The sequence below is a fragment of the Variovorax sp. GW821-FHT06D12 genome (assembly GCF_059419205.1).
This window is the reverse complement of the sequence record NZ_JBWKRI010000004.1, coordinates 346,306-359,079: the sequence shown is the minus strand read 5'-3', so window position 1 is coordinate 359,079 and position 12,774 is coordinate 346,306. Positions and strand designations below refer to the sequence as shown.

12 protein-coding genes are annotated in these 12,774 nt (G+C 70.9%); 4 read left to right on the top strand and 8 right to left on the bottom strand.

Going from position 1 to position 12,774, the window contains the following annotated elements:
- Nucleotides 1-81 precede the first annotated feature (81 nt).
- Nucleotides 82-1,167 carry an ABC transporter substrate-binding protein gene (locus tag AC07SQ_RS15325; RefSeq protein ID WP_495273113.1) on the top strand — a complete coding sequence of 362 codons (1,086 nt, stop codon included), beginning with the start codon at nt 82-84 and terminating at the stop codon, nt 1,165-1,167.
- A 19-nt stretch (nt 1,168-1,186) separates the two neighbouring features.
- Here AC07SQ_RS15325 and AC07SQ_RS15320 read toward each other — a convergent pair whose 3' ends face one another.
- Genes AC07SQ_RS15320 through AC07SQ_RS15285 form a run of 8 tightly spaced genes read right to left on the bottom strand, consistent with a single transcriptional unit; the run spans nt 1,187 to nt 9,403 of the window.
- Nucleotides 1,187-1,606 carry a hypothetical protein gene (locus AC07SQ_RS15320; RefSeq protein ID WP_062479768.1) on the bottom strand — a complete coding sequence of 140 codons (420 nt, stop codon included), beginning with the start codon at nt 1,604-1,606 and terminating at the stop codon, nt 1,187-1,189.
- Nucleotides 1,607-1,660: 54 nt separating this feature from the next.
- Nucleotides 1,661-2,431: an SDR family NAD(P)-dependent oxidoreductase gene (locus AC07SQ_RS15315; RefSeq protein ID WP_495273112.1), complete on the bottom strand. Its 771-nt coding sequence runs from the start codon at nt 2,429-2,431 to the stop codon at nt 1,661-1,663.
- On the bottom strand, nt 2,428-3,225 hold the full coding sequence (locus AC07SQ_RS15310; protein ID WP_495273111.1) for an SDR family oxidoreductase: 798 nt from the start codon (nt 3,223-3,225) through the stop codon (nt 2,428-2,430). Before AC07SQ_RS15310 ends, AC07SQ_RS15315 begins: the two co-directional genes overlap by 4 nt.
- Nucleotides 3,222-4,613: a transaminase gene (locus tag AC07SQ_RS15305; protein WP_495273110.1), complete on the bottom strand. Its 1,392-nt coding sequence runs from the start codon at nt 4,611-4,613 to the stop codon at nt 3,222-3,224. The genes AC07SQ_RS15310 and AC07SQ_RS15305 overlap by 4 nt, the downstream gene beginning before the upstream one ends.
- A gap of 11 nt (nt 4,614-4,624) precedes the next feature.
- Nucleotides 4,625-5,296: an HAD-IA family hydrolase gene (locus tag AC07SQ_RS15300; RefSeq protein WP_495273109.1), complete on the bottom strand. Its 672-nt coding sequence runs from the start codon at nt 5,294-5,296 to the stop codon at nt 4,625-4,627.
- Nucleotides 5,293-6,537 carry a Tm-1-like ATP-binding domain-containing protein gene (locus tag AC07SQ_RS15295; RefSeq protein WP_495273108.1) on the bottom strand — a complete coding sequence of 415 codons (1,245 nt, stop codon included), beginning with the start codon at nt 6,535-6,537 and terminating at the stop codon, nt 5,293-5,295. Before AC07SQ_RS15295 ends, AC07SQ_RS15300 begins: the two co-directional genes overlap by 4 nt.
- Nucleotides 6,534-7,925, bottom strand: a complete 1,392-nt coding sequence (locus AC07SQ_RS15290) for an aminotransferase class III-fold pyridoxal phosphate-dependent enzyme (protein WP_495273107.1) — start codon at nt 7,923-7,925, stop codon at nt 6,534-6,536. Before AC07SQ_RS15290 ends, AC07SQ_RS15295 begins: the two co-directional genes overlap by 4 nt.
- Before the next feature lie 35 nt (nt 7,926-7,960).
- Nucleotides 7,961-9,403 carry an NAD-dependent succinate-semialdehyde dehydrogenase gene (locus AC07SQ_RS15285; RefSeq protein ID WP_495273106.1) on the bottom strand — a complete coding sequence of 481 codons (1,443 nt, stop codon included), beginning with the start codon at nt 9,401-9,403 and terminating at the stop codon, nt 7,961-7,963.
- Nucleotides 9,404-9,546: 143 nt separating this feature from the next.
- Here AC07SQ_RS15285 and AC07SQ_RS15280 point away from each other — a divergent pair, with 143 nt between their 5' ends.
- The 3 genes from AC07SQ_RS15280 to AC07SQ_RS15270 all read left to right on the top strand — a co-directional run bounded on the left by AC07SQ_RS15280 (nt 9,547) and on the right by AC07SQ_RS15270 (nt 12,754).
- Nucleotides 9,547-10,077 carry a MarR family winged helix-turn-helix transcriptional regulator gene (locus AC07SQ_RS15280; protein ID WP_495273105.1) on the top strand — a complete coding sequence of 177 codons (531 nt, stop codon included), beginning with the start codon at nt 9,547-9,549 and terminating at the stop codon, nt 10,075-10,077.
- A 125-nt stretch (nt 10,078-10,202) separates the two neighbouring features.
- Nucleotides 10,203-11,198: a helix-turn-helix domain-containing protein gene (locus AC07SQ_RS15275; RefSeq protein WP_495273104.1), complete on the top strand. Its 996-nt coding sequence runs from the start codon at nt 10,203-10,205 to the stop codon at nt 11,196-11,198.
- 101 nt (nt 11,199-11,299) lie between these two features.
- Nucleotides 11,300-12,754: an amidase gene (locus AC07SQ_RS15270; protein WP_495273103.1), complete on the top strand. Its 1,455-nt coding sequence runs from the start codon at nt 11,300-11,302 to the stop codon at nt 12,752-12,754.
- Nucleotides 12,755-12,774 lie beyond the last annotated feature (20 nt).

The window sequence follows — 12,774 nt, the reverse complement described above, 5'->3', positions numbered from 1 at the left end:
AGCGGAATCGGTTCCATGCATCGCAGACGTTTTCTCGCCGCCTCGGCCGCGGCGACGGCCGGACTCGGCCCTCTCCTTTCCTTGCCTTCCACCGTCCTGGCCGCCGAGAACGGCGTCAGCGACGGCGAGATCGTCCTGGGCCACACCGGCATCCTGAGCGGGCCGCTGGGCGCGCCGATCAAGGTCGTGATGGCCGGCGCCGGACTGGCCTTCGACGCGGTCAATGCGCAGGGCGGGCTCGCGGGCCGCAAGCTCAGGCTGGTCTCGCTCGACGACGAGCTCAAGCCCGAGAAGGCCGTCGCCAACTACGAGAAGCTGCTCGCCGAGCACCGCGCCTTCGCCTTCTTCGGCTGCGTGGGCTCGGGCACCACGGCCGCCGCGGCCAAGGTGCTGGGGCAGAGCGGCGCGCCGATGGTGGGCGGCTACGCGGTGTCGGACTCGGCGCGCGAGAAGGTCGCCGGCGCGGGCTACTTCGTGCGCGCCACCTTCGCGCGCGAGGCGCAGGCGCTGGTGCAGCACCTGAGCACCATCGGCGTCTCGCGCATTGCCGTGGCCTACCTGGACAACCCCGGCGGCGCCGAAGTGGCGCGGCTGGTCGAGGCGGCGCTCGACGCGCTCAAGCTCAAACCCGTGGCCGCGGTGCCCGTCAAAGGCGACGGCACGACCAACGAGGCCGCGGGCAAGGCGCTGGCCGACAGCCAGGCGCAGGCCGTGCTCATGTACCTGGGTGGCGGCATCGGCGGCGAGGTCATGAAGAGCGCCTGGACCGCCGGCGGGCGCCAGATGTTCTACGGCATGTCGATCGTGCCGGGCGACGTCACGGCGAAGCTCGTCGGCGACAAGACCAGCGGCCTGGCCATCTCGCAGATCGTGCCCTACCCCTGGAGCGAGGTCGACGCCACCGCGCGCGAGTTCCGCCAGCTGGCCGAGCGCGCCAAGGTCGACATCGGCTACCTCAGCTACGAAGGCTATGTGAACGCGCTCGTGATGATCGAGGCCCTGCGCCGCACCGGCCGCGACCTCACGCGCGCCAAGCTGCATGCCACGCTGAAGGCGATGAAGCTGCGCATCGGCAACATGGAGATCGACTTCACGGGTGCGAGCAACACAGGCTCGCGCTTCATCGAGATGGTGCGGGTGACGAAGGAAGGGCGGTTCCTGCGATAGAGACAGAGGCCGGCCCCGCTCACAACCCCAGCTGCGTGAGCGCCCAGGCCACCGTGCCCAGCTGCATCACGTTGAGCACCATGCCCGCGATGTGGAGCTTGCGGAACTGCACGATCGACGTGTCCGTGGCCGGGATCGTGTGGCGCAGCAGGTCCATGCGCGGAATGATGAGCCAGCGGCGCAGCGCGAAGGCCAGGCCGGCGATGAAGGCCATGCCGACCGCGAAGAAAGGCTTGCCGCACCACGCATAGCTGAGCGCCGCCGCGCTCGCGGTGAGCACCACGGCCACGTAGTACACGTTGAACAGGCCGCGGATGAAGCGCGAATCCAGCGGGGTGTCGTGCGAGAGCACGAGCAAGGGCAGCGAGCCCATCATGAAGAACCCCATCCAGACCAGCAGGATGACGGTCGCCATGAGCGCAACGACGATGGGAAGCATCTTTGAAAACCCTCCGCGGCGCGCAAGCATACGCCCGGGCGGGCGACGCGTCTCCTACACCGCGCGTGCGGCCGCAGGCACTCGCGCCCCGCCATCGGCCACCAGCGCCGCGCCGGTCACGAAGGAGGCTTCGTCGCTGGCCAAGAACAGGCAGGCGGCGGCCATCTCCTCGGGCGTGGCCATGCGGCCCAGCGCGATGCGCGCCACCGTCTGCGCGCGCGCGGCGTCCTCGTCGATGCCGCGTTCGGCGGCCAGGTCGCGCATCTCCTGGCGGCTCATGGGCGTGTCGACCCAGCCGGGGCACAGCGCGTTCACGCGCACACCCTTCGGGCCATAGGCCTGCGCGGCCGAGCGCGTGAGCGCGACCACGCCGGCCTTGCTGGACGCGTAGCTCGCCATGCCGGCGCCGGCATTGAAGGCCGCGACCGAGGCGATGTTGACGATGGCGCCACCGCCTTGCGCGACCATGCCGGGCAGCACGGCGCGCTGGCAGCGCATGGTGCCGCCGAGGTTGACCTCGTGCAGGCGGTGCCAGTCGCCGTCGTCGATGTCGGCCGCGTCGTCGTTGCGGACGATGCCGGCGCAGTTCACCAGCACGTCGATGCGCCCGAACGCGGCCTGCACCGCGGCCACGGTGGCGCGCACGGCCGCGTCGTCGGTCACGTCGCAATCGAAGGCCGGCCCCTCGCCCACCGGCTGCGGATGTGGCCAGCCGGCCACCGCGACGCGCGCGCCTTCGGCCGCGAAGCGCGCGGCCACGGCGGCACCGATGCCGGTCGCCGCGCCGACGACGAGGCAGGCCTTGCCATGCAGGCGCGCGGTCACTCCGATGCCTCCGCGAAGAACGGGCTTTCAGGCAGCGTCGAGCCGCCATCGACCACGATCGTCTGCCCCGTGATGTAGCGCGCCGCAGGGCTCGCCAGGAAGCGCATCGCGTAGGCGATGTCTTCGGGCCGGCCCAGTTCGCCGGTCGGAATGTGGCGCGCGATGCGCGCGGCCTTGGCCGGGTCGGACAGCAGCGAGCCGCCCTGCTTGGCGATGTAGCCCGGCTCCACGCCGTTCACTGTGATGCCCTCGCGGGCGTACTCCAGCGCCGCGGTGCGGATGAAGCCGTTCACGCCGGCCTTGCTGGCCGCGTAGTGCGCGCTGCCCGGCATGGCCACGCGCGGCCCGGTCACCGACGAGGTGACGAGCAGCCGCCCGCCGCCGCGCGCGCGCAGGTGCGGCACAGCGGCCTGCGTGAGCCAGAAGCAGGCCTTGAGGTTGACGGCCAGCGTGTGCTCGAGCTGCTCGTCGGTCATGGCGTCGATGGCGGCCCATGGGTTGACGGCCGCGTTGTGGACCACGATGTCGAGCGCGCCGAACGCGCGCACCGCCTCGGCCACCGCGCGCTCGGCCTCGTCGCGCCGGCCGATGTCGCAGGCCAGCGCCTGCGCCGCGAAGCCGCGTGCGCGCAATTCAGCCGCCACGGCCTCGCCCGCACTGCCGGTGCGGTTGGCGATGAGCACCGAGGCACCGGCTTCGGCGAACACCTGCGCGATGGCCGCGCCGATGCCGCGCCCGCCACCGGTGACCAGCGCGACCTTGCCCTGCAGGCCGAAGAGATCGGGCGTGCTCATCCCTTGCACTCCCGCACGAACTCGGCGAAGGCCGCGTTGTGCTCGTCCACCTCGCGCTCGGTGGTGCCGGGGCAGCACAGCATCATGTTGTGGAAGGGCGTGATGAGCACGCCGCGGTTCATCATGAAAAGGTGCAGCAGCGCTTCGAGTTCGCCGTCGCGCGTGCGGCGCACGTCGCTCGCGTTGCGCGGTGCGTCGGCGCAAAAGAGCGTCTCCACGCGCGCGCCGACCTGCGTCGCATGCCACGGCAATCCCGCCGCGGCGATGCTGGCGTTGACACCTTCGGCCAGGCGCTGCGCGAGCACCAGCATGCGATCGAAGGCCTCGGGCGTGAGCACCTGCGAGAGCACCGCGCGCATCACGGCCACGGTGAGCGCGTTGCCCGCCAGCGTGCCGCCGAAGCCGGCGTGCGCCGACTGGCGCTTCGTCGGGTGCAGCTTGGGCAGCACCTGCCAGACGCGCTCGGCGGTCTCGGCGCTGAGGCCGAAGGCGGCGGCGGGAATGCCGCCGGCGATGGCCTTGCCGATCACGAACATGTCGGGCTCTAGGCCATGCTGCCGCGTGTAGCCGCCGGGGCCGCTCGAGATGGTGTGCGTCTCGTCGATGACCAGCAGCGTGCCGGTCTCGCGCGTGAGGCGGCGCAGCGCATCGTGAAAGCCGGGCGCGGGCGCGATCATTCCGTAGTTGGTCATGGCCGGCTCGGCCAGCACGCAGGCCACGTCGCCCGCGCGCAGCGCGCGCTCCAGCGCGGGCACGTCGTTGAACTCGACCACGGCCGACAGCTGGTCGTGCGGAAAGCCGTTGGGGTGGATGTCGTTGCGCATCGCGACGGCGCCGTCGCGCAGCTCCACATGCGCCTCTTCCACCGAGCCGTGGTAGCAGCCCGAGAACACCAGCACGCGCGGCCGGCCCGTGACCATGCGCGCCAGGCGGATGCAGGCGCGGTTGGCGTCCGAGGCCGAGGTCGTGAGGTTCCAGTACGGCAGGCCGAAGCGGCGCGACAGCTCTTCGCCGACCCAGGCCGCGTCGTCGGTGGGCAGCATCAGCGAGCTGCCCACGCGCGCCTGCCGCGTCAGTGCCTCCACCACCGCCGGGTGGCCGTGGCCGCACATGCCGCCGGTGTCGCCGAGGCAGAAGTCGGCGTAGCCGTTGCCGTCCACGTCGACGAAGCGCGCGCCGTAGGGCAGCTGTGCGTCCTGCACGTACAGGGGCCAGCCGCCGATCCAGCGGCGCATCCAGTGCGAGGGCGCGCCGTAGAGCCAGGCCTGCTGGCCCTGGGCAAAGCGTTCGCCGCTGCGCGCGTGGGTGCGCGCGTAGCGATCTTGTTCGGCCTGCATCAGGGCCTGCACGCGCTCGCGCGGCACGGTGGGTTCGAAGGTCGGGGTCATCGGGAACTCGGTCAGGAAGAAAGAGAGGAAGAAACGCCCAGCATCGAGAGTGCCTGCGCGTAGCTCGCGCCCGGATGCATCACGTCGAAGTGCACCGTGCGCAGGCCCACGCGCTGCGCGCCGGCGATGTTGCGCAGCTGGTCGTCGACGAACACGCAGGCGTCGGCGGGCAGGCCGAGCTGGTCCAGGCACTGCTGGTAGGCGCGCGCATCGGGCTTGAGGATGCCGGTGTGCGTGGCGTCCACCACCACGTCGAAGGCGCTCATGAAGGGCAGGCGCTGGCGAAAGCCCGCGCCATAGAACAGGTCGAGCTCGTTCGACAGGATGGCGAGCCGGCAACCGGCGCGCCGCGCCGCCTCGATGGCCGCGAGCGCCTCGGGGCGGATGGCGGCCTCGGGGTCGGCGCCGCGTGCGCGCTGCACGAAGGTCTCCATGCGGTCCCAGCGTTCGCCGACCAGCGCGCCCACTTCGCGCGTGCGGGCCATCCAGTAGTCGCGCTCCGAGAGCTTGTCGGCCTGCATGTCGCGCCACAGCAGATCGCTCGCGAGGTCGAAAGGGCCGCGCCAGGTGAGCGTGCCGCGCGGCAGCGACAGCGCCTCTTCGGTCAGAGCGTGGGTCTCGAACAGCGTGCGGCTGATGACGCCGCCGAAGTCGAGCACGAGGGCTTGCGCGGCGGGGCTCATGCGAGCCTCCCTGCGGGCACGGTGCCATCGGCCACCCAGGCGTCGAACACGCGCAGTGCGGCGTCACAGAAGGCGCCGTCGTTGATGTGCGCATCGAGCTCGACGAGCCGCGCCGGGTCCACGCTGCCGCGCAGTGCCTCGGTGAAGGCCGCGAGGCCTTCGGGGTCGTGCAGCGGCTCGCCGGGGCGGTCCCAGCCTTCGATGCCCTGCAGCGGCATCAGCAGGCAGGTGGCACCCTCGGCGCGTGCGAGGCGGCGCGCGATCTCGGCGGCCACGCCACGTCGGAACGCGGGCGCGCTCAGTGCCGAGGCCAGCAGCCGGTTGTGGATGTGCGTGGGCCGGCCTTCCAGGCCTTCGGGCGTGGACTGCCAGGCCGGGTAGTCGAGCATGTCGATGGCGCCGGGCGCGACGATCTGCGGCGTGCCCGCGCGGCCGGCGCCGAGCAGGCGATCGGGCCCGGCCGTCACGCACGAGCCGCCGAGCTGGTTGGCCAGCTCCTGCAGGCTGAAGTCCATCACCGCGCAGAAGCGGCCTTCGGCGGCCAGTGCTTCGAAGGCGCGTCCGCCCATGCCGGTGGTGTGGAACACGGCGACCTCGTAGCCACGCGCCTCGAGCGCGGGCTTGAGCGTCTTCATGTAGGTGAGCGCGCTGGAGCCCAGCGAGGTCATGCCCACCAGCGGCTTCTGGAAGGCCGGCACGCAGGCCTGGCGGCAGGCGCCGAGCACCGCGCCCGCGGCCTGGCTCAGGGCCGAGCGGCACAGGCTGTTGAGGCCATAAAGCCCGCCGGCCCACAGCACCATGATGAGGTCGGGCGGAATGCGTTCGGGCGGCAGCAGGTGCGAGTAGGCGATGGTCGACACCAGCACCTTCGGCACGCCCAGCGGCAGCGCCTGCGCCACGTCGAGCGCGAGGTCGGTGCCCATGGTGCCGCCCAGCGCGAGCAGGCCGTCGATGCGGCCCTCGGCCTGCCAGCGCGCGGCGAGCTTGGCGGCGCCGCGTGCCATCAATGTCATGGCGCTGTTCTCGTCGCCACTGGCTGCCACTTCGGCCACGGTCTTGCCGGCGGCCGCAGCCACTTCGGTGTTGGGAATGTCGGGCGTGAAGGGCGCGCCGTCGAGCACGCCCACGTCCATCACGACGACCCGGCCGCCGCCGGCCTCGATGCATTCGCGCATGAACAGCAGCTCGGCGCTCTTGGTGTCGGCGGTGCCGATCAGCAGGATCGTGGGCGATGCACTCACAGCGTCGCTTCCACGTCGGCCTGTACGTCGGAAAATGCGCCTTCGAGCGCATCGACCATGAAGTCCACCTCCTCGCGCGTGATGACCAGCGGCGGCGAGAGGATGAGGTTCGGGCCCGAGATGCGCACCATCAGCCCGCGCTGGTAGGCCGCCTGCGCCACCTTCGCGGCGATCGGGTTGCCGCGCGGCAGCGTGGTGCGCGTGGCCTTGTCGGCCACCATCTCGATGCCCAGCATGAGGCCCATGCCGCGCACGTCGCCGACGAAGCTGAACTTGTCGACGAAGGGCCGCACGCGCGCCTGGAAATGCGCGCCCACGCGCGCCGCGTTGCCGGGCACGTCGAGCGCCTCGATCTGGTCCAGCGTGGCGAGCGCGGCGGCGGCCGCCACCGGGTGCGCGCTGTAGGTGTAGCCGTGGCCCACCGCGGCCTGGCCCGTGGGGTCGTTGAGGAAGACCTCGGCCACCTTGCTGCCGATGGCGGTGGCGCCCAGCGGCACGTAGCCCGACGAGATGCCCTTGGCCAGGCACCACAGGTCGGCCTTCACGTTCCACAGCCGCGTGCCGAACATCGCGCCGCCACGGCCGAAGCCGGTGACGACCTCGTCGGCGATGAGCAGCACGCCGTACTTGTCGCAAATTTCGCGCACGCGCGGCCAGTAGTTGGGCGGCGGCACGATCACGCCGCCCGCGCCCTGGATCGGCTCGGCGATGAAGGCGGCCACGGTGTCGGGGCCCTGGAACTGGATCTCGCGCTCCAGCTGCATGGCGCAGATCTCGCCGAGTTCTTCCGGGTCCTGCGTGTAGGGGTTGCGGTACAGCCACGGCGTGTCGACGTGGAAGCAGCCCGGCAGCAGCGGCTCGTAGGCACGGCGGAAGTTCAGGTTGCCGTTCACGCTCATGCCGCCGAAGTGCACGCCGTGGTAGCCCTGGCGCAGCGCGATGAACTTGAAGCGGTCGGCCTGGCCCTTGAGCTTCCAGTACTGGCGCGCGAGCTTGAGCGCACCTTCCACCGCGTCGGAGCCGCCGTTGCTGAAGAACACGGCGGCCACGCCGTCGGGTTCCATGGTCTTGACCAGGCGCGCCGACAGCTCGATGGCGCGCGGGTGCGTGGTGCCGCGGAACACGTTGTAGAAGGGCAGCTCGTCCAGCTGCGCCACGATGGCGTCGCGCACGGGCTTGTTGCTGTGGCCCAGGTTCGCGGCCCACAGGCCGCCGACGCCGTCGAGCATCTTGTGGCCGTCGACGTCCCAGATCCAGCAGCCCTGGCCGCGCGCAATGATGTCGGGCTTCGTCTTGAGCATGGCCTGCGGATGCGCCATGGGGTGCCACAGGTACTGGGCGTTGTCTTGCTTGAGCGCCGCCACGGCGGCGGCTTCGGTCGTTGTCATGCAGGTCTCCGGAAGTGTTCGATGTGTGCTCATGCTCAGGACGGCACGCCGACGGTGAGGGTCTTGACCTCGGTGTAGTGCAGCAGGCCTTCGGCGCCCATCTCCTGGCCGATGCCGCTTTCCTTCCAGCCGCCGAAGGGCATCTCGGGCTGCGAGACGCCGAAGTGGTTGATGCCGACCATGCCGGCCTCGAGCGCGTCGCCCAGGCGGTGCGCGGTGTGCAGGTCGCGCGTGAAGGCGTAGGCGCCCAGGCCGTAGGGCAAGGCGTTGGCCTGCGCGATGGCTTCGTCCAGCGTGTCGTACGGTTGCAGCACAGCGATGGGGCCGAAGGGCTCCTGGCGCATCACGCGGCTGTCGGCGGGTGCGTTCGCGATCACGGTGGGCTCGAAGAAGAAGCCGGGGCGCTGCACGCGGTGGCCGCCGCACAGCAGCTGCGCGCCGCGCTCCACGGCGTCGTCGACGAAGCGCTGCATGTCCTCGATGCGGCGTGCGTGCGCGAGCGGGCCCATCTGCGTGGCGGGGTCGGTGCCGTCGCCCAGGCGCAGTGCGCGCGCGGCCTGCACGAAGGCCTCGCTCCATTCGCCGAAGCGGGCGCGCGGCACGTAGAAGCGGATCGGCGACGCGCACACCTGGCCCGCGTTGCGGAACTTGGCGGCCAGCGACTGCTTGAGCGCGAACGGAAAGTCGGCGTCGTCGCAGACGATCACCGGCGCGTGGCCGCCGAGTTCGCCGGTGAAGCGCTTCACATGCCGCGCCGCCTGCTCGCCCAGCAGCTTGCCCACGGCCACCGAACCGGTGAACGACACCTTGGCGATCGCCGGATGGTCGATGAGGAAGGACGACACCTCGGCCGGATCGCCGCACACCATGTTCAGTGCATCGGGCGGCACGCCGGCGTCGAGAAAGGCGCGCACCAGCAGCATGCAGGTGCCCGGCGTTTCTTCCGCCGGCTTGATGACCACGCTGCAGCCCGCGGCCAGCGCGCTCGCGAGCTTGCGCGCCGGCAGGTTGGCCGGAAAGTTCCACGGCGTGAAGGCCGCCACCGGCCCCACCGGCTGGCGCATCACCGACTGCGAGAGGATGCCCTCGACGCGCGGTGGCACGAGGCGCCCGTACAGGCGCTTGGCCTCTTCGGCTTGGAAGTCGATGATGTCGGCCGACAGCGTGACCTCGCGCAGCGACTCGGCCAGCGGCTTGCCTTGCTCGAGCGTGAGCACCTGCGCGATGGTCTTCGCCTGTTCGCGGATGTTCTGCGCGGCAGCACGCAGGATGTTGCAGCGTTCGAGTGCGCTCTTGCCGCGCCACTGCACGAAGCCGCGGCGCGCGGACGCGGCCGCTTCGGCGAGTTCGTCGCGGCCGGCCAGCGGCAGCTGCGCGATCGTTTCTTCAGTGGCAGGGTTGACGACCGCGCGGCGGCCGCCGGCGGTCTGCGTGCGCCATTGGCCGGCGATGTGCAGTGCGAGTTCAGGGTAGTCCATGCCCTGCACGATAGGGAGCGAGCCCCTTGCCGCGTTATCGAAAACTGGCAAACCTCGCGCAGCCTTGTGCGTCGCGTGCAAAGGCCTTCCTATACTGTCCGCGCCGATCTTCTTTCACGACGCCTCCACGCCACGACCTCACCGTGCCCCGTTCACGCACCCCTTCCCGACCGAGCGCCAAGGCCCTTCCCAAGGCACGCAGCAATGCCGCGAGCGCCCCGGCCTTCGACCTCGAGACCTTCCTGCCCTTCCAGCTCTCGGTGGTCGCCAACCGCGTGAGCCAGACGGTGGGCCAGTCGATCGCGAGCCGCTTCTCGCTGCAGATTCCGGAGTGGCGCATCGTCGTGGTGCTGGGCAAGTACGGTGCACTGTCGGCACTCGAAATCGCACAGAAGACGAGCATGGACAAGGCCCGCGTGAGCCGCGCGCAGCACCGGCTGGTGGACCTGGGCCTGGCCAACATGCACCCCTCGGCCGACGACCGCCGCAAGGTCATCGTGTCGCTCGAGGAAGAAGGCCTGGCCCTGTACCGCGACATGGTGCCGCTGGCGCACGACACCGCGCAGCGCCTGTTTTCGCAGCTCACGGCGGACGAGCGCCAGGTGCTGCAGACCATCGTGCAGAAGCTGTTCGACAGCACCACCGGCTTCGAGCCCAGCGGCGAGCTCGAATAGGGCGCGGTCGGGTGGCTTAGGGGTTTGCCCTGTCACTTTAAGATCGTTGTCAACGAAACAATCTGGTCTGGAGATTGCTTCCGGCACGGGTCTTCGCACCCCTGCCACCGCTTCGCCGGACCGCCATGACCAGCCAGACCGCCTCCGTTCTTCCTGCCTCCGCCCCCACCGTCGCGACGCGCTGGACCCTGTCCACGCACGACATCGACGCCTACGCCAGCGGCCAGAACGGCTGGCACCTGGCGTGCGACATGCTCTCGGGCGGCAGCTTCGCCGGCTTTCTCGACCACGTGCAACTGCCCGGCCTGCGGCTGGTGCGCGAGACCACCAACCGCGCGCTGCGCCAGCACGGCGAGATGAACCCCGACTGCTGCGGCTTCGCCCTCACCTGCCGGCAGGACGGCGAGGCGCGCTTCTCGGGCCAGCGGCTGGACACCGAATCGGTGATGGTCGGGCGTTGCGACGAGCTCGATCTGTGCAGCCCGCCGGGCTTCGAGCTGACGGGCATCGTGGTCGACAACGCGCTGCTGCAGTCGCTCACCGAACGCCTGAATGACCGCGCGCCGCCGGCCTGGCTCGAACGGCGCGTGGTGCTGCACTTCGACGACCCCACCATGCAGTCGCTGCGCGGCACCTTGCGCGGCGCCTTCGGTGCGCTCGACGCGATGCCCGGCCTGCTCGACGACCCCGTTGCCACGGAACAGTTGCGCGATGACGTGCTGCTGGCCTGGCTCAACGCGCTGCCCGAAGACGTCGACCTGCGCGAGCTGCGCTCCACCGAGGCGCACCGCCGCGTGGTGCGCCGCGCCTGCGAGCTGATGATGTCGCGGCCCGACGAGCCGCTGTCGATGCTGCAGGTGTGCAGCCGCATCGGCGCGAGCCAGCGCAAGCTGAACTACTGCTTCCAGGAAACGCTGGGCCTGAGCCCCGCGCGCTACCTGCGGGCGCTGCGCCTGAACGGCGTGCGCCGCGCACTCAAGCGGCCCGAGTCGCGTTCGGTGCAGGACATCGCGGCGCACTGGGGCTTCTGGCACCTGAGTCAGTTCGCGACGGACTACCGGCGCCAGTTCGGCGAGCTGCCCTCGCAGACGCTGCGCGGCGCAGCGCTCACGAGGCACTGATCCGGTGCACGGGCCGAGGGGAATCCCTCGGTTTTCGGGGCGCCAGTTTTGCCGTTTTTTGATACCTGCTTGCGGAGGCGGTCGCTATCGTTGACCGCCATATGTCCGCCACGCTGCCACCCCTTCCCAGCGCCCGTTCGCTCGCCGCCGCCCTGCAACGCCGCGAGCTCTCGTGCCGCGAGCTGATGCAGACCTGCCTCGCGCGCATCGAGCGCCTCAACCCGCAGGTCAACGCGCTCGTGTCGCTGCAAGCACCCGAAGAGATGCTGCGCCAGGCCGATGCCTGCGATGCACAGCGCGCGCGTGGCGACGCGGTGGGCCGGCTGCACGGCTTCCCGATGGCGCCGAAGGACTTCGTCGCCACCGCCGGCCTGCCCACCACCATGGGCAGCCCGGTGTTCGCCAAACAGGTCACGCCGCACGACGCGATCATGGTCGAGCGCCTGCGCCGCGCGGGCGCGCTCTTCGTGGGGCGCAGCAACACGCCCGAGTTCGGCCTGGGCTCACACACCTACAACACGGTGTTCGGCACCACGCGCAACGCATGGAACCTCGACCACGCGGCCGGCGGCAGCAGTGGCGGCGCCGCGGTGGCGCTCGCGCTGCACATGCTGCCGGTGGCCGACGGCAGCGACATGATGGGTTCGCTGCGCAACCCCGCGGCCTGGAACCATGTCTACGGCCTGCGCCCCTCGCTGGGCCGCGTGCCCACCGGGCCGGGGCCGGAGCTGTTCTTCCAGCAGTTGGGCTGCGAAGGGCCGATGGGCCGCACGCCCGAGGACGTGGCCTGGCTGCTCTCGGTGCAGGCCGGTTACGACGCGCGCTCTCCGCTGAGCCTGGCGGGCGACGGCGAGGCCTTCGCGCAACCGCTCGATGCGGAACTGCGCGGCCAGCGCATCGCGTGGCTCGGCGACCTCGGCGGTCACCTGCCGATGGACCCGGGCGTGATGGCGCTGTGCGAATCGGCGCTGCGGCATTTCGACACGCTGGGCTGCAGCGTTGCGCCCGCCGTGCCCGCCTTCGATTTCAACGCCCTGTGGACCGCCTGGCTGCGCCTGCGCGGCTTCATCGTCGCCGGTGCGCTGCGCGGGCTGCATGCCGACCCGGCCACGCGCGCGCAGCTCAAGCCCGAGGCCTGCTGGGAGATCGAGCAGGGCGAGCGCCTGAGTGCCGCCGCGCTGCATGAGGCGGCCGTCACGCGCACGCAGTGGCATGCAGCGCTGCTGCAGCTCTTCGAACGCTTCGACTTCCTGGTGCTGCCGGCCGCGCAGGTGTTCCCGCTGCCGGTCGACACGCACTGGCCGCGCGAAGTCGGCGGCCGCGCCATGGACACCTACCACCGCTGGATGGAAGTGACCATCGGCCCTTCGCTCGCCGGCCTGCCCGCGATGGCGATCCCGGCCGGCTTCTCGCAAGCCGAGGGCACGCGCGGCCTGCCGATGGGCCTGCAACTCATCGGCCGCCCCGGCGCGGACCTCGACGTGCTGCGCATGGCGCACGGCTGGCACCAGGCCGTGCCCTTCGCGAACGTGCAGTCGCCACTGCTGCAGCCGTAGCAGCAACAAGCCCCCCTGTT